The following is a 17,356-nucleotide window of genomic DNA, read 5'->3' as shown; positions in this document are numbered from 1 at the left end:
AACCCATTTCTATCTAACTGAAAGTGGTGGCATAGTACCTATGAAACTATGGAAACATAGTAGAGGGATAGCCACTAGTCGAGAATAAAACTGAAAAATAGTAGAACAAAAGCAGAGAAATCATAGGTTCGAGTAAGAATAAGAAAGGCAAACCAGATTACAACGAGGTGAGCCGACTATGACAACAAAAGGCAAGAAAAAGGCAAAACTACGGTATGTTGAATATTATGATTTACAGGATGTTTTAGACAAACTTTATTCAAAAAGCTTAGATGGTAAGATATTTAAAAAACTGATGCCATTAATTACATCCGAAGAAAATATTCGATTAGCATTTCGTACACTAAAGAAAAATAAAGGAAGTAAAACAGCAGGTACAGATAATAGAACAATTAAAAATCTAGCTAAATTAAGTGATGAACGACTTATTTACCTTGTCAAAAGAAAGCTAAGCTGGTATGAACCACAGCCCGTTAAAAGGGTTAAAATTCCAAAACCAAATGACCCTACAAAATTGCGACCACTTGGGATACCCACTATTATGGATAGGCTTATACAACAGTGTGTTCTACAAATACTAGAACCTATTTGTGAAGCGAAATTCCATGATAGCAGTTATGGATTCAGACCTAACAGAAGTACAAAACATGCAATTGCGGAGACGTATAGATTGATGCAATTAAGCCAATGTAGCTTTGTAGTAGATATCGACATTAAAGGATTCTTCGATAATGTCAATCATGGAAAACTACTAAAGCAGATGTGGCACATGGGGATTAGAGATAAAACCTTAATTTCTATTATATCAACCATGTTAAAGGCAGAAATTGCTGGTATTGGATTTCCAGAGAAAGGAACTCCTCAAGGGGGAATCATATCTCCTTTATTATCTAATATAGTTCTAAATGAATTAGATTGGTGGATTGATAGCCAATGGGTATCAATGCCAACTAAAAAGCAATATGCGACTGGAATGAATCCACAGGGAACGCCTATCAACAGTAGTAGATATGGTTCGCTTAGGAGACTAACAAACCTTAAAGAGTGTTATATAGTAAGGTATGCTGATGATTTTAAAATATTTTGTAAATCCAAAGTAGACGCTGACAAACTATATTTTGCAGTAAAAGATTGGTTGAAGAATCGGCTAGGGTTAGAGATTAATGAACAGAAATCACAGGTTGTTAATCTAAAAAAGAGATACTCGGAATTTCTTGGGTTAAAACTAAAGCTACGAAGACAAGGGAAAAAGAGCAATGGTAAGCCCAAATATATTGTTAAAAGTCATATCACTGAAAAATCAGCAGAAAAGATTGTTCAAAAAGCCCATGAATTAATATATAAGATTCAATATCCAAAGGACAGAAATGGGCAATTTACTGCAACCTACATGTACAACTCTTTTGTAATAGGTGTACATAATTATTACAACATGGCAACACGTGTTCAAGAAGACTTTAGGAAAATTGCCTTTCCTATTCATAAGAGCCTAAAAGCAAGACTTCGAGAGAGATTGAAAAAGAGAAAACAATTAGACAAAAGGAAAATCAAATATACCATACCTAAGCACATACAGGAATGCTATGGAAAAAGTAAACAACTACGGTTTATAGGTAGCGATAAAGTACTAGTTCCTATCGGTTATGTATCTCATAAGAAACCTATGGCAAAAGCAAAGGTCATTAACAAGTATACCCCAAAGGGGAGAGAGCAAATACATAAGAGATTAGAACAAGTCAACATGGATATACTTCACTATCTAATGAGAAATCCTATAAAAAATAGTTCCATAGAATTTAATGATAATCGTCTATCCCTATATTGTGCACAAAGAGGTAAGTGTGCTGTCAGTAAAATAACCTTGGAGAAAGGCGATATATATTGCCACCATAAGAAACCACGATATCAAGGTGGGAAAGATAACTATCGAAATCTCACTATCGTATCAGAGGTTATACATAAGCTGATACACGCAAATAGAGAAGAAACGATTTTCCGTCTATTAAGTGCATTAAGTCTCGATAAATCTCAAATCATGAAGTTAAATAAATTAAGAAAACTTGTTAATGTTGATAACTGCTTTGTTATACCAGTTGAAATTCACGATGGAACGCCGTGTGAGGGGAAACTCTCGTGCACGGTGTGAGGCGGGGGAAAATCTGGAGATGATATCAAAGGATTACCTATCGTCATTTGCACCCGATTTACCGTAAGGAGGTAGCAAGATGGCAGTAGACCCATTAACCATAGCAAAAGTAGCAACCACTATTGGCAAACTTGGTTCAAGTGAGAATGGGCGGTGGATCATACTTATAGCTGTATTAACACCGCTTATATTGATTTTACTCTTACTATCTTCACCATTCATCATATTTTCTAGTTTATTTAATGGTGGAAGCAGTGAAGAAGACATTTCAGTTCAGGCATATATGTTAGAGTTACAAACCGAGTTTCAAGAAAAAATTGAAATAGAACAACAAGACCCTGATATGGATTCTATTGAAACCATTGTCATGGGCAGTGAAGATAACACCTTGATTGATAATTCAGTTCAAGTGTTATCTTTTTTTAGTGTTTTACAAACAACAGAAAATGGTGAGCAAGTTGCTTATATCGATGGAGCAAGTAAAGAAAAATTGGAGATACTCTTTTGGGAAATGAATCAGATAGATGTGGTTATTGAAGAGGAAAGAGAAGAAAAGACTGTGACAGATGCAAATGGCAATACATCAATAATTACAATTACAATCCATCATAAAACTATCACCATTAATAGTTTAACAGCAGAAGAAATGGCTACAAGATATAAGTTTGATACTGATCAAAATCAACTTTTAAAGGAAGTCCTTCAGAGTAGTGATTATATCCTTGGGATAGATGGACAGATGTTTCTTATAAATGATGAAATTGATTTGATAAAATCCTATTTGCCAGTAGACTATCATACTGATAGAGATTTGATAGTAGGGAAAGCTAAGAGCTTAGTTGGTAAAGTATCTTACTTCTGGGGTGGCAAAAGCCTAGCAACAGATTGGGATAATAGATGGGGAACACCTAGAGAAGTAACTGCTGATGGTAGCAGGTCAACTGGGACAGTAAGACCCTTTGGACTAGATTGTAGTGGTTATATAACTTGGGTGTTTGCCAATACTGGATTAGATCATACGACCATTGATAGAACTATTGGACATGGTGTTACAGCCCAGTGGAACATTTCAACATCTATCACTAAAGTACAAGTAAAGGAAGGTGATCTGGCATTTATAGCTGCACCCAACACAAGAAAAATCAATCATATTGGAATCGTTGTTGCAGTAAGTGATAATGGCAAAATTCTTGTAGCTCATTGTAATTCAAGTGCTAATAATGTTTCTATTGATGACGCTGAAACAAAAGGATTTCGTTATTTTAGAAGACCTGCCATATTAATTGAAAATAAAGGAGATGATACGAAATGAAAATAAAAGGTATACATGTTCGAGTAGGAGAAAAACCAGAAATTATTGAATTTAAAAATAGCAATCAAAATTTTAAACTACTGGTTGAAGGGAAAGCTCAACTGGTAATCTTAGATAATAACACAGTTATGTTTTGTAATGAGGTTGGTAAGCTTTTGGGATTAGAAGGTAACAGAGAACTTGACAATGGTGACGTTATTGCAGGCAACTTTATTATAGTTGGTGATAATGGTGGAGAAGAGCCTATATCCTTAACTGACGAACAGGTAGAGAAGTACATGAAACGTTTTGATAAAATCGAGTACTATGTGAAGATTCCTTTAGTTGATGATATGGAGGAATGCCTATGATGCTACCAATTATAATGATTGCCCTATGCCTTTTCGGAGGTATAGGGTATTTTTTTTACACAAAATTCGTGGCGTCAAACAAAATATCAATAAATACTGCACAGGACTTTGTTAATATTGTGGATATCAAAGATCACTTTCTATATACCAAAGATAATTATGTAATGAGTTACTTTAAAATTCAACCCATATCCATTGAACTTTTATCGGAGAGAGAAAAAGAATCATTATGCAACATGCTAACAGCAGAACTTTCAAGTTTAAATGAACCCTTCAAATTCATAGCTATATCTCGACCAGTTGATATTTCAGCACTTATCAAAGAGTATACAGACATACTTCATGATAGTACCGATCAAATACAAAAGGCACTACTTAGAAAAGAAATTCTTGAGATGAATGATTATGCTCTATCTGGCGAGGTTGTTGAACGCCAGTTTTATATTGTTCTTTGGCAGAAATATTGTGATGGTGTTGAAGAAGACTTGATTAAAGGAGCCAAAGATTTTATCAGGCGTTTTGAAAGTTGTGGTGTCCCTTGTACCTTGCTTAAAGAGGGCGATATCGTAGGACTATGTAGTTTGGTCAATAACTCTATCTATGAAAAAAGTGAGGTGGCTGTATCGTGAAAAAGCAAATAGAAAAACAAAAATTGCCCAATCAAACCTTGCTAAGTATGTTAACACCCATTGGTGTTGAAATGAAAAGAAACAGTTTAATAATAGGTGAAAATATAGCCAAGGTTTATGGCATAGTCAAATATCCTCAAAAAGTGGATTATGGTTGGTTATCCAAACTCACCAATGTTCCTAAAACCATTACAAGTATAACCTTCAACCCCGTTGACGGTAGTGATTTCATGGATAGTATATCCAGTAGCATTATCCGCAATAGAAGTGATGCTGTCTACAATAAAGATCCCATTTTACAACAACGAGCTGAACGGGCAGCTCTTGATGGGGATAAAATGATCGAGAGTATTGATGGTGATAATCAATCGGTAGGTGCAATGAGTCTAAGCATTATGCCCTTATCCAAAGACGATAAGGATTTTGAAAAAGTATGTAGAAAAACTCAGAGTGCCATCGCTTCATCTAAATGTAAAGGGAGAGTTCTTGCTAACCTTCAAGAGCAAGCTTTCAAGAACCTCTCACCTTATTACAGAAGACATAAGGACATAGGAAATATACTACAAAGAGTCATGCCAATGAGTACATTTGTTGGTGGTTATCCTTTTTCAACTAGTGGCTACAGTGATGGTAGAGGGTATTACTTTGCAAAGGATTCCAGTGGAGGACTGGTTGTGCTAGATACATGGAAACGAGGTGGCGATAGAACCAACAGTAATTTCACCATACTTGGTGTGGCAGGCGTAGGAAAATCCACAGTGGTCAAACATCTTGCCATATCTGAATATATGAAAGGTACTCGAATTCTTTTTATCGATCCTGAATCAGAGTATCGAGAGCTATGCCAAGCGTTGGGTGGCGATGTGATTAATGCAGGTGGTGGCAGTAATGGTCGAATCAATCCATTACAGATAAGAGATATACCTGCAACCAGTGAAGAAGATGAAGCTGAGGGTTTGGGTGCAATGGCTCTTCATCTAAAAAATGTAGAGGTATTTTTCAATCTTTATATGGAACTTACAGAAATTCAAAAAGCTCTATTAAAATCAGCCTTAATCGAACTCTATAACAACTTTGAGATTTATTGGGATACAGATATTAGACCTTTAAAGAATGAAGATTTTCCTATCATGAAGGACTTGTATGAACTGATATTAGAAAAGTCAAAAGAAGAAACAGATTATAAAGAACTGTCAACATTACTTAAAGATATCGCTATAGGTGGCGATTCTTTTTTATTTGGTGGACATAGTAGTATCAAAGCAGAATCCAGATGCATTTGCCTAGATACTTTTTCATTACAAAATGCCAGTGATAACGTGAAGAAAACTCAATATTTTAATCTATTGACCTGGTGTTGGAATGAGATGAGTAAAGACAGAACAGAACCCGTCTTACTTATTGCTGATGAAGCTTATTTAATGATTGATCCAAGAGTGCCACAATCCTTGGTTTTTCTTAGGGATGTAGCTAAGCGAGCAAGAAAGTATGAAGCAGGCTTGGCTATCGTATCTCATTCAGTCGTGGATTTCCTTGCACCACCAATCAGAATGTATGGTCAAGCATTACTAGATATCCCGTGTTTTAAGGTACTCTTAGGCACAGATGGCAAGAATCGTGTGACACGTTCCTAACTGAAAAGGTTAGGCACAGACTAAAATTAGAGAAAGAATGAAAGGAGCTTTCAAAACAATAATCTGGAGAACTGATAATTTGAAGGGTAGAATGATAGATTAACACCTTGAAATGCCCTCTCTAATACTACGAATAGCGGATAGTATCCCAATACTATACCGTTATAAGCTCGTAGAAGTCGACTGAGAATATACCCTAACAGGTAAAGCTGAGGAACAGCGAACTGTAAAAAGTCGAGTATATGATAGGTCGGGAGTCTATAAAATATCTATGGTTAGAATGTTAAAAATAAAGGTTTAACTGACGAATTCTCGAATGTACGGGTCTATATGCCGATATAGCTGAAAAGCTATACTTACTAAATGTAAGGTTCACAGGATGAGTAAGAGTGGTTTTTATGAAAGTCCCGATATCGTTATAGGCGATATGATGTGAACAGGCTCAAAGAGAAAACCTAAGGATATATATGTAAAGATAAAATTATCGGAACGTGGAAAGCTGATAGCAAAGAGGTTTTGGGAAACCAATGACATGTTGATAAGGAAAGCAATAATGTATAACTTATCTTAATATCAGTGAGAGTAGTGGCATAGTACTAATGAAACCATGATAACAAGTGGTGGAGGGATAGCCACAAGTCAATAATTATATTAAAAGCAGTAGTACGCAAGATATAAGTTTCGAGTATGACTAAGAGAAACATTTCCTACATAAAGGAGTGTTGCCTTATACCTACAGATAAACTAAAGAAAAAGAAAGTGCTTCGGCATAATGAATATTATGATACACAAAAGGTGTTTGATAAATTATATTTACAGTCTAAAAATAATCAAAACTTTTACAAACTTTATGACTTGATTATCAGTAGAGAAAATATACTTCTAGCCTATAGAAATATAAAGAAGAATAAAGGAAGTAAGACCAAAGGTGTGAATGAAAGTACAATTATAGATATAGGAGAAAAAGAGCCTGATAAATTGGTAGAGTATATCAGAAATAGATTATCTAATTATCAACCCATGGCAGTAAAGCGTGTTGAAATCCCAAAAACCAATGGAAAAATGAGACCACTGGGAATACCTACAATTCAAGATAGAATCATTCAACAATGTATAAAACAGATATTAGAACCTATTTGTGAAGCTAAGTTTTATAAACATAGCTATGGATTTAGATCTAATAGGGGAACACATCATGCTATTGCAAGAACAATGCGACTTATGCAAGTTAGTCAATTCCATTATGTCGTGGATATAGATATCAAAGGATTTTTTGATAATGTGAACCACGGCAAATTATTAAAACAAATTTGGAGTCTTGGCATAAGAGATAAACGTGTGATTAGTATAATATCTAAAATGTGTAAAGCAGAAATTAAAGGGAGTGGAATTCCTATAAAAGGTGTTCCACAGGGTGGAATACTCAGCCCCTTACTTTCTAACATTGTTTTAAATGAACTTGATTGGTGGATAGCTTCACAATGGGAATGTTATGATACAAGACATCAATATTCAGGCAGGCATAAATACAGAGCCTTAAAGAAAACAAACTTAAAGGAAGTATTTATAGTAAGATATGCAGATGATGTTAAATTATTTTGTACTGATAGAAAAACGGCCATTAAAATATTTGAAGCCACAAAAATGTGGCTTAAAGAAAGATTGAATTTAGAAATAAGTTCTGAAAAAAGTAAGATAATAAATCTTAAAAAGAATTACTCAGAATTTTTAGGAATTAAACTCAAACTTCATAAGAAAAATAAAAAGATGGTTGTTAGGTCACACCTAACTGATAAAAGCATAAAGAACTGTAAAATGAAGCTAGTGAAATGCATAAAAGCAATACAAAGAGAAGTTAGTGTGGGAAATGTATATAAATATAACTCAACAATCCTCGGAATGCAAAACTACTATAAAGTTGCAACAAATGTATTTCTTGATTTTGATAAAATCGCATTTGAAATTAATCGAATGATTAAAAACAGACTGAAAAATATTGTCAGCACCAAAGGAATAAAAAGCAGAACATATCAAAACCTCTATGGACATTCGAAAGCACAGGCTAAATATATACAAGGGATTACGTTATTTTCAATATACTCAATTAAAACAGTCCCACCAATGTGTTTTTCCCAAGATATTTGTAACTATACTGCTAAAGGAAGAACATTAATTCACAATAAATTGAAAATGGTGAATATCACTGTATTAAGATACCTAATGGATAATCCTGTTCAAGGTGAAAGTATTGAATATAATGATAATAGATTATCATTATTTACGGCACAAGGTGGAAAATGTTACGTGACTGGAAACAAGTTGAAAATTGGAGATATATATGTTCACCACAAGAAACCTAGACATAAAGGTGGAAGTGATGAATATAAGAATCTAGTTATTATAAGTGGCGATGTGCATAAATTGATTCATGCAACTCAGGATGAAACTATAGAGAAATATATGAAAAAGATTGAAAATATTAATGTGAAAAAATTAAATTCTTTAAGGAAAAAGGTAGGAAATTGCGTAATAATGTAAATAAATAATTATTGATGGAACGCCGTGTGAGATGAAAGTCTCATGCACGGTGTGGAGCGGGGGAAAAGCTGGAGATTATATCAAAGGTTTACCTATCGCTATTTACAGAGCTAAAAGAACTCTATAATCTAACAGATGCAGAAGAAGCATTACTTGCTCAAAAGAAAAGGGGTGATGGATTATTGATGGTTGGTTCTAAGAGACTTCATGTGAACTTTCATATACCATCCTATAAGTTTGATTATATGGGTAGCAGTGGTGGCAGATAGAAAAAGTAAAGGAGAATGATGTTCAATGAAAAAGACTAATATGATTGAAATTATGTTTTATATTGTATTGATTATCTTTGGTGTAATCGCACTTCTATTTTTTCAACCGAAGGAAATAGAATTTGATATACCAAGGCAATTTGAAATCAATGTGCAGGAAGGGGGCAATTATGGTGGTACTCTATTTAACGAGTAAAGTTCATATGAATATCTTAGATTTTTTAAAAGAGAAGGAAGAGCTTGTTATAAAAAAGTATGTAGGGGAATTTGATTTAAAAGACTTTTTAATCAAATCAATACAACGTTTAGGACATGTGCAAGCTATTGTTGTTGATCGAACATGTCTAATAAATACAGAAGAAACAATAATTGATGCCATTAGAGCCTTTAAGTCCTTAAGCAAGATTAAGATAGGTTTCTATATCCCAAATGAAGAGCAGAGCCTAGTCCATGAACTGATTAGACTAGGCTTTTTCAATATCATTACTGAAATTGAAGTAGATAAGCTTAAGCAAGAGATTGAGATGTGTTTACTAGAAGATATGACAGAGAAGTATATAAAAGATAAGTTTAATCTGGTATATGATGTGAAAGAAGAGACTATGATTGATTTTAAAGGAAAGCTAATAGCCATTGGTGTTGTTGGGTCACAACATCGAGTTGGAACTACGACAGTGGCAATGCAGTTTGCTTTTTATCTAAGTTCAATTGGAGCAAAAGTAAGTTATGTAGAAGCCAATGATAGTGGTCATATGAAGTTGATTGCTGAATATTATGAGATGGAGAAGAATGGAGACGGTTATATTTATAAAGGTGTTGCTTTTGAACCTCTTAATTCCAAGAATGAAACAGAGTTTGAATGTATCGTTTATGATTTGGGGGTTTTTAATGATAAGAGTAAAGTTGGATTTGAGAATTGTATGATAAGGATTCTATGTGCGGGGGATAAGCCACATGAGGAGAGAAGATTATGTAATATGAATAATTGTAACGTTATAATTAATTATTCAAAGGGGAAAAGCAAACATGGTACTTACTACTTAAATATGATATACACGTTACTAGGTGAAGGGGCAAATGATGAGATATTTGAGCAAATCTTTGAATCATCTATAAACAATAATGATAAATGCTAACTAAATACAAAAGCAAATATTTCGGATAAAAACCATGTTTTTTTATAAAAAATGTATTTGTAAGACGATTACAAAAAATAATTATTGACACAGTGTTTGTTTGTATGGTATTATTTTCTTGGGAAAAAGAAAAAGGTCCAATTCACTAATTGTCCTAAAGTGAATTGAACCTCTACACATCTTCTTGTGTATCTCGCAAATACATTATATATCAATTAGATATGTAAAACAAGAAGAAACTTTTTCCTGAAACTGTAGCTAAGATAAGGTATTAAGATATCTTATAATCTAAATTACGAAAGGGAAAGGTGATATTATATGAAATATTACGTTAATAAGAACCAACAAACAAATGGTGACCATGAAGTGCATAAGGAGAATTGCACAAGACTCCCTAACAGAGAGAATAGAATTGATTTAGGTGATCACTCTTCATGTCAGAGTGCAGTCAGTAAAGCTAGACAATATTATACTCAGGTAAATGGCTGCTATTACTGTAGTAACCCATGTCATACAGGTTAGGAGGGAATGATTATGTCAAATACACATCATGTTGTTCCAGACCCTAATGGAGGGTGGAACGTGAAACGTGGAGGAGCAAAACGATCATCTCATCATACTGATACTAAAGCAGAAGCTGAGAGAATAGCTAGGCAAATAAGTACTAACCAAAATACAGAGTTAGTCATCCACGGTAAGAATGGTAAAATTCAAAGAAAAGATTCTCATGGTAATGATGATTTTCCACCAAAAGGATAAAGACAATGATGCGAGAGCTGGACAACTCTCGCTTTTTAGCTTGTATGGAGGTGAGTACCATAGGCATTAAAAATAAGAAGTTAAAAGAAGTATGTAAAATTATAACGGGTGTTCCTGAATGGAAGAAAAAAATATACGAAGGATATAGTTATAAATGTATACATCCATCATCACTTGATGAATTTGATGTTATAAAAGAATTTGATGAACACCTACGCCCACAGGAGATTAGTGATAAAGCATTACTTGAACAAGGCGATATATTGATTAAGCGGTTATCACCAAGTTATGTTAATGTCTTTCATAGCCAAACAGAAAAAGTATATGTTACAAGCAATATTTTAATTGTTAGACCCCAAAAGGGAATTAATAGCCATTATATTGCAAGCATTTTGGAAATGCAAGGCATATCAAAACTCAATCATTTCTCTCGTAAGGGTACAACAATTCAATCAGTATCCAAGAAGGAATTAGGAGAAATTAGTATTCCTGTTATTTCGTTAGAACTTCAGGAGAAGTATGGAGAGCTTAGGAGATTAAATAATAATAAGAGAATGTTGATTAGAGAATTGGAAGAACAAGAGAAGAAATTATTAAAAGGGGTTTATCAAAACCTAGTAACGGAGGATTGCAATGACAACTAGAAATGATATTAATGCAGCACTAATGAGAGGTGCTGATACGTTCAGAGACACAATAGATGCGGCAAATTATAAAGACTATGTTCTTTCTATAATGTTTGTAAAATATTTAAGTGATACTTTTGATGAAGAAGTGGAGCATTTAAAGAGTAAATATACTGATGAAAGAAGACTTAAAAGACAGATAAATAGACTTGCATTTAAGGTTAAATGGGAACACAGCTTTAAATATCTATATGAGAATAGGTATGATGACACATTAGGTCAACTAATAAATACAGCACTTAGAGGTATTGAAGAAGATAATGCACAACAATTATCTGGTGTTTTTCGAAGTATTGATTTTAATAGTGAAGCTAATCTAGGAAATAGAACTCAACGAAATAGTATCTTAAGAGAACTATTAGAGGATTTTGAAAATCTTGATTTGAGAGAATCAATGATTGAAGTAAAAAAAGACGAAGTGCCAGCAGACGTAATTGGCGATGCATATGAATATATGATTGGAGAATTTGCATCTAGAGCAGGAAAGAAAGCAGGTAGTTTCTTTACCCCTACCTGTGTGTCAGAATTAATGGCTAGATTAGTGCCACCAATTTCTGGAGAAAGAGTATATGACCCGACTTGTGGGTCGGGATCACTTCTAATCAGAGCAGCTAAAAAAGGTGACATTGATAAGGTAAGCATTTTTGGGCAAGAAGTAGGAGGATCAGCAGTATCTATGGCACGTATGAATATGTTTATTCATAAGGTTAGAGATGCAAAGATTGCATGGGGGGATACAATTGCAAACCCTCAGCATAAAGATGATGATGGTAATTTAATGACTTTTGATGTTATTGTTGCAAATATGCCTTTCTCAAAAGACAAGTGGGCTATCAACTTCAATCCTGGTGGAGAAGAAGATGGCAAGGGAAAGAAATGGAAAATGGAAGCATCATATGATAAATTCCATCGTTTTGATTGGGGGGTTCCGCCAGCTAGTAAAGGTGATTGGGCTTTCCTATTGCATATGATTAATAGTATGTCAGCCAATGGTAGAGTGGCGGCAGTAGCACCACATGGGGTATTGTTTAGAGGAGCGGCAGAAGGACGTATTAGACAAAAAGTTATCGAAAATGGATTATTAGATGCAGTCATTGGCTTACCAGCAAATATGTTTTTTGGAACAAGTATTCCTGCTTGCATATTGATTTTTAAGAAGAATAAAGAGGATGATAAAGTACTTTTTATTGATGCATCAAACGAAGAACATTTTAATAAAGAAAAGAATCAAAATAAATTTGAAGAAGATCAAATACAAAAAATTGTAGATGCATATTATGCGAGAGAAGATAAAGATAGATTTGCTCATCTTGCTAGTATTAAAGAAATAAAAGAGAATGATTACAATCTTAATATTCCAAGATATGTTGATACATTTGAAGAAGAAGAACTAATTGATATTAAAGAAGTACAGATGAATATTAAGAATATAAAAGATGAATTAAAAGAAGTCGAAGCTAAGATGGAACAATATATGAAAGAGTTAGGCTTAGAGGTGTAATATGTTGTTCTTTAATAATGTACAAGATAATAAAAAAGTAAAGAAAATCAGGAGGAATAGGTGATGGAACTTAATGAAAAAACAGAAATAGAAGAATCTATTCCAGAGGGCTATTGGAAAAGTAAGATAGGAATTATTCCTAATGATTGGCGATGCATCAAAATAGGTGAGATTTTAAAAATAAAGCATGGAAAGTCGCAAAAGAAAGTAGAAGTACCTAATGGGAAATATCCAATTTTAGCTTCAGGAGGAATTATAGGCTGGACTGATGAATTTTTATGTAATAAGCCATCAGTTTTGATAGGCAGAAAAGGTACAATCGATAAGCCTAAATATTTTAATACTCCTTTTTGGACAGTAGATACACTGTTTTATAGTGAGTTCAAGATTGACTGTTGTGAAAAATTCTTTTATTACGTTTTTGATTCAATAAATTGGTATAGGTATAATGAAGCTTCAGGTGTACCAAGTTTAAGTGCTAGAACAATTGAAAGTATTTTTGTGCAGTTACCATCAAAAGAAGAGCAAATTAGAATTGTAAAAATACTATCAACTCAAGATAAGATTATTCATATGCTAGAACAATTGATAGAAAAGAAGGTAAATGTAAAGAAATATTTAATGCAGGTATTACTAAATTACCATAGTGAATATTTTAAGCAATTAGATGGATTTAGTGGTGAGTGGCGAAATGTTTTACTGAACAAAGTTGTTGAGAACAAAGTAAGGAAAGTAAATAAGCCTCTAAATGGCTATTGGAGGTTAGGACTTAGAAGTCATGGAAAAGGTACATTTCATGAATTTATAACTAATCCAGAGACGAATGCGATGGATATACTTTACGAAGTAAAAGAAAATGACTTAATAGCTAATATTACATTTGCGTGGGAACATGCGATTACGATTGCGAATAAGCGAGATGAAAATAAGCTAGTATCGCATAGATTTCCTACTTATGAATTTATTAATGATAATGTACCAGAATTTTTTAAGTTCTTCATTTTAAGAGATAAATTCAAGAAGCAATTGCAGGATATATCTCCGGGTGGTGCAGGAAGAAACCGAGTAATGAGCAAAAAAGATTTTTTGAAACTTAATGTAACAATTCCCGATCCAGAAGAACAATTAGAAATAGCAAGAATACTTTCTGCAATAGATGAAGAAATCAAATTACTAAATGATGAATTTGAGCAACAAATTAAGAAGAAAAAATCGCTTATGCAATTACTGTTAACAGGAAAAGTAAGAACGACAAACATGAGTTAGGAGGATTGTCATGCCAAATCACAATATTTTTAATGAACGACCAGAGAGTCAAGATAGGATGTTAAAGATATTTTCTCAAATGGGCTATGATTTTGTCTCCAGAGCAGATGCAGAAAAGTTAAGGAAACATAAATCTAGAGTTATTTTTGAAGATGTCCTTAGAGAATTTTTATTGAGTCAACGTTTTGAATACAAGGGTCAAGAGATACAGTTCTCTCTTGACTCTATAGAAAAGGCAATAAAAGAGTTAGATATGCCAATAGTTGGTGGGCTGACTATGACCAATAAGCGGATATATGATCTTCTTTGTATGGGGATGAGTCTTGAGCAAACACTGCCTGATGGCGCGTTACAATCCTTTGATATACATTTTATAGATTTTAAGAATCCTAAAAATAATATTTTTCAGGTTACGGAAGAATTTGAAGTCGAAAGAATGAATGGTAAGTTCGCTAGACCAGATATAGTTTTGATGATTAATGGAATACCTATAGCTGTTATTGAATGTAAGAAATCTTCAATAGATGTAATGGCGGGAGTCCACCAAAATATAAGAAATTGGCAACCAGATTTTATACCTCAATTATTTAAGTTCGCTCAAATAGTTATAGCTGTTAATCCAAATAAATTAATATATGGAACTTGTGGTACACCTGCAAAGCATTTTACTTTCTGGAAAGAAGACAATAGATTATGGCTAGAAGAACAATGCAAGCGGTTTTCTCCAGATGGTCAAATATTAGAACAAGATAGAGCCATGATTTCATTATTAGATAAAAAGAGATTAATGAGTATAATTAAACATTTTATTATCTATGATAACAATATTAAGAAGATAGCAAGATATAAACAATTCTTTGCTGTAAATAAATGTATTGCTAGAATCAAAGGTCTTGATGATGCTGATACTAGAGATGGTGTTATTTGGCATACTCAAGGATCAGGCAAAACAATCTCAATGATTATGCTTGTTAAAATGATTCAAAAAGACCCTGATATAAAAAATCCTCGCTTTGTTATGGTGACTGATAGAAAAGGTCTAGACAAGCAAATGCGTGATAATTTTATAAATACGAGCATGTCACCTGTTAGAGCAACTACAGGAAAGGGACTTGTTAGCTTATTAAAAGAAAAAGGGAATACAGTTATTACAACGATTATTAACAAGTTTGAAGCAGCAATGAAAGAAAAGTATGTGGATGAGAGTGATAACGTTTATTTATTGATAGATGAAGGACATCGATCTCACTATGGAAAGTTAAACACATATATGACACACACATTGCCTAATGCTCCTAAAATCTCTTTTACTGGAACACCGTTGCTTGGTAAAGAAAAAAGAAATACCTACAAGAAATTCGGAAAAAAGATTGACTCATACACTTTAGAAGACGCAGTTGAGGATAAAGTAACTGTTCCTATTGTTTATGAGGGAAGAGTTATTAAGCAAGATGTTAAAAGTGATAAAATAAATGATCATTTAAAATATCTTACTTCGTCATTAACCGAAAAAGAGACGGAAGATCTTAAGAAAAAGTGGAGCCGTTTTTTTGCACTAGCTCAAACCAATGAAAGAATTTATATGGTAGCTTTTGATCTTTATGAGCATTTTATGCGTTACCTGAAGCCAAAAAGGCAAAAGGCTATGTTGACTGTTTCTTCACGACCTTATGCGATAGAGATGTATAACATTCTTAAGAATTTTGAAGGTGTTAATCCAGCAGTTGTAATTACAAGTGGTGTAAAACCAGAAGGAAATGGAGATAATACTTCTAAAAAGGGATTAAAGAAAATTGAAGAGTTTTTTAAGTCTGAAGTAGAGCCGTTGTTCGGAAAGAATACAGATGCATATGAAGAATCAGTAACTGGCTCTTTTAAGGACGAAGATGGTGAAATTGACCTATTGATAGTTGTTGATAAACTATTAACGGGATTTGATGCACCAATAGCCTCTGTTTTATATATTGATAAAAGCATTAAGGAGCATAGTTTACTACAAGCTATAGCAAGGGTGAATAGACTTTATGAAGGTAAAGAATTTGGTTTGATTGTTGATTATTGGGGTGTGTTCAAAAAGTTAAATTCGGCTCTTGATCTTTATAGTGATAGTGAATCAGGTTTTGATGGATATGATGAAAAAGACATCAAGAATGCTATATTTGGTCCAGAAGATGAAAAAAGAAAATTAGAGTTGGCTCATAAAGATTTATGGGCATTGTTTGACGGGATTGATAGAAACGAAATGCGTTCAAACGTATGGCAGGAATTCCTTGAAAATGATAGCTTGAGAAATGATTTCTATGAAAGATTGCGCAAATACTCAAAATGTGTTGATTATATGTACTCTAGTTATGAACTTTTTAAATTAGTAGGATATGACCAAGCTGAACAATATAGAAAAGAACTCCTACACTTTGTTAAATTAAGAAGTGCTATTTCATTAAGATACAATGATAGCGTAGATTTTAGCAAATATGAGGATGGTATAAGACAGCTTTTGGACACTTATATCAGTTCAGAAGACGTACGTATTGTTGTAGAACCTCTTAGCATTCTTGATAAACAAAAGATGGAAGAGCAATTAAAGATTTTTGGTGGTGATAAACGTGCCAAAGCTGATTCAATGAAAACTAGAATGATATCCGAAATTAGTACATTTGAGCATGATGATCCTATTATGTTTTTAACATTTTCAGAGCGAATTAAGAAAACGATTGATGAGTATTTAAAAGATCGAAATGATGATGCCTATTATAAAAACATGGAAGATATCACAGAAAACTTTAGAGAAGGTAGAACAACAAGTAGTTACCCAAGCATTATTTCTAATGATAGTGATGCGAAGTCTTTTTACGGCTCAATATTAAAGGTGTTTAAAGAGAAAGTTATTGACGAAATTGATTTGGCTTTTGAAGAAAAAATAGCTGAGTTATCATTGGATGTTAAAGAGACGGTAAAAGAAAATGCAAAACGTGATTGGCGAAATAGTAAAATTGTAATTGATAAAATTGAAGGGAAACTGGATGACAATTTATTTGACTTTATGGAAGAGAACAATCTTGATTTGAGTGATGAGATATTAGATTTATTATTAGAGAAGTTGATGTCGATTGCACAAAAGAGGTTTTAA

At 33.4% G+C, this 17,356-nt stretch carries 14 protein-coding genes; all 14 read left to right on the top strand.

Annotated features, from left to right (window positions below; translation table 11 throughout):
* The first annotated feature begins 178 nt into the window (after positions 1–178).
* Positions 179–2,146: a group II intron reverse transcriptase/maturase gene (gene ltrA, locus N4A68_04380; GenBank protein MCT4563536.1), complete on the top strand. Its 1,968-nt coding sequence runs from the start codon at positions 179–181 to the stop codon at positions 2,144–2,146.
* A gap of 79 nt (positions 2,147–2,225) precedes the next feature.
* Complete coding sequence (locus tag N4A68_04375; protein ID MCT4563535.1) at positions 2,226–3,458, top strand: C40 family peptidase; 1,233 nt, start codon at positions 2,226–2,228, stop codon at positions 3,456–3,458.
* Complete coding sequence (locus N4A68_04370) at positions 3,455–3,808, top strand: DUF3846 domain-containing protein (GenBank protein ID MCT4563534.1); 354 nt, start codon at positions 3,455–3,457, stop codon at positions 3,806–3,808. The genes N4A68_04375 and N4A68_04370 overlap by 4 nt, the downstream gene beginning before the upstream one ends.
* Positions 3,805–4,437, top strand: a complete 633-nt coding sequence (locus N4A68_04365; GenBank protein MCT4563533.1) for a hypothetical protein — start codon at positions 3,805–3,807, stop codon at positions 4,435–4,437. The genes N4A68_04370 and N4A68_04365 overlap by 4 nt, the downstream gene beginning before the upstream one ends.
* Before the next feature lie 71 nt (positions 4,438–4,508).
* A complete protein-coding gene (locus tag N4A68_04360) occupies positions 4,509–6,071 on the top strand; it encodes a DUF87 domain-containing protein (protein ID MCT4563532.1) in 1,563 nt (520 codons plus the stop codon).
* Between the two features lie 687 nt (positions 6,072–6,758).
* Entirely contained in the window at positions 6,759–8,609 is a 1,851-nt protein-coding gene (gene ltrA / locus N4A68_04355) for a group II intron reverse transcriptase/maturase (GenBank protein MCT4563531.1), read from the top strand.
* A gap of 294 nt (positions 8,610–8,903) precedes the next feature.
* Positions 8,904–9,074 carry a hypothetical protein gene (locus N4A68_04350; GenBank protein MCT4563530.1) on the top strand — a complete coding sequence of 57 codons (171 nt, stop codon included), beginning with the start codon at positions 8,904–8,906 and terminating at the stop codon, positions 9,072–9,074.
* Positions 9,049–10,014: a hypothetical protein gene (locus tag N4A68_04345; GenBank protein MCT4563529.1), complete on the top strand. Its 966-nt coding sequence runs from the start codon at positions 9,049–9,051 to the stop codon at positions 10,012–10,014. The genes N4A68_04350 and N4A68_04345 overlap by 26 nt, the downstream gene beginning before the upstream one ends.
* A gap of 318 nt (positions 10,015–10,332) precedes the next feature.
* The gene (locus N4A68_04340) at positions 10,333–10,536 is read left to right on the top strand and encodes a hypothetical protein (GenBank protein MCT4563528.1); all 204 of its coding nucleotides are present in this window, start codon (positions 10,333–10,335) and stop codon (positions 10,534–10,536) included.
* Between the two features lie 12 nt (positions 10,537–10,548).
* On the top strand, positions 10,549–10,773 hold the full coding sequence (locus N4A68_04335; protein ID MCT4563527.1) for a DUF2188 domain-containing protein: 225 nt from the start codon (positions 10,549–10,551) through the stop codon (positions 10,771–10,773).
* Between the two features lie 5 nt (positions 10,774–10,778).
* Complete coding sequence (locus tag N4A68_04330; protein ID MCT4563526.1) at positions 10,779–11,417, top strand: restriction endonuclease subunit S; 639 nt, start codon at positions 10,779–10,781, stop codon at positions 11,415–11,417.
* Entirely contained in the window at positions 11,407–12,960 is a 1,554-nt protein-coding gene (locus tag N4A68_04325; GenBank protein MCT4563525.1) for a type I restriction-modification system subunit M, read from the top strand. The genes N4A68_04330 and N4A68_04325 overlap by 11 nt, the downstream gene beginning before the upstream one ends.
* 63 nt (positions 12,961–13,023) lie before the next feature.
* Positions 13,024–14,226: a restriction endonuclease subunit S gene (locus N4A68_04320; protein MCT4563524.1), complete on the top strand. Its 1,203-nt coding sequence runs from the start codon at positions 13,024–13,026 to the stop codon at positions 14,224–14,226.
* 10 nt (positions 14,227–14,236) lie between these two features.
* A complete protein-coding gene (locus N4A68_04315) occupies positions 14,237–17,356 on the top strand; it encodes an HsdR family type I site-specific deoxyribonuclease (protein ID MCT4563523.1) in 3,120 nt (1,039 codons plus the stop codon).

The organism is Maledivibacter sp. (genome assembly GCA_025210375.1).
Lineage (GTDB): Bacteria > Bacillota > Clostridia > Peptostreptococcales > Caminicellaceae > JAOASB01.
The sequence above is the reverse complement of the archived record's forward strand: the minus strand, read 5'-3'. Positions and strand labels throughout refer to the sequence as shown.

Excerpts from the sequence above, each read along its gene's own strand:
- ltrA (MCT4563536.1), top strand. The coding sequence starts at position 179 with ATGACAACAAAAGGCAAGAAAAAGGCAAAACTACGGTATGTTGAATAT.
- N4A68_04375 (MCT4563535.1), top strand. The coding sequence starts at position 2,226 with ATGGCAGTAGACCCATTAACCATAGCAAAAGTAGCAACCACTATTGGC.
- N4A68_04370 (MCT4563534.1), top strand. The coding sequence starts at position 3,455 with ATGAAAATAAAAGGTATACATGTTCGAGTAGGAGAAAAACCAGAAATT.
- N4A68_04365 (MCT4563533.1), top strand. The coding sequence starts at position 3,805 with ATGATGCTACCAATTATAATGATTGCCCTATGCCTTTTCGGAGGTATA.
- N4A68_04360 (MCT4563532.1), top strand. The coding sequence starts at position 4,509 with ATGAAAAGAAACAGTTTAATAATAGGTGAAAATATAGCCAAGGTTTAT.
- ltrA (MCT4563531.1), top strand. The coding sequence starts at position 6,759 with ATGACTAAGAGAAACATTTCCTACATAAAGGAGTGTTGCCTTATACCT.
- N4A68_04350 (MCT4563530.1), top strand. The coding sequence starts at position 8,904 with ATGAAAAAGACTAATATGATTGAAATTATGTTTTATATTGTATTGATT.
- N4A68_04345 (MCT4563529.1), top strand. The coding sequence starts at position 9,049 with ATGGTGGTACTCTATTTAACGAGTAAAGTTCATATGAATATCTTAGAT.
- N4A68_04340 (MCT4563528.1), top strand. The coding sequence starts at position 10,333 with ATGAAATATTACGTTAATAAGAACCAACAAACAAATGGTGACCATGAA.
- N4A68_04335 (MCT4563527.1), top strand. The coding sequence starts at position 10,549 with ATGTCAAATACACATCATGTTGTTCCAGACCCTAATGGAGGGTGGAAC.
- N4A68_04330 (MCT4563526.1), top strand. The coding sequence starts at position 10,779 with ATGATGCGAGAGCTGGACAACTCTCGCTTTTTAGCTTGTATGGAGGTG.
- N4A68_04325 (MCT4563525.1), top strand. The coding sequence starts at position 11,407 with ATGACAACTAGAAATGATATTAATGCAGCACTAATGAGAGGTGCTGAT.
- N4A68_04320 (MCT4563524.1), top strand. The coding sequence starts at position 13,024 with ATGGAACTTAATGAAAAAACAGAAATAGAAGAATCTATTCCAGAGGGC.
- N4A68_04315 (MCT4563523.1), top strand. The coding sequence starts at position 14,237 with ATGCCAAATCACAATATTTTTAATGAACGACCAGAGAGTCAAGATAGG.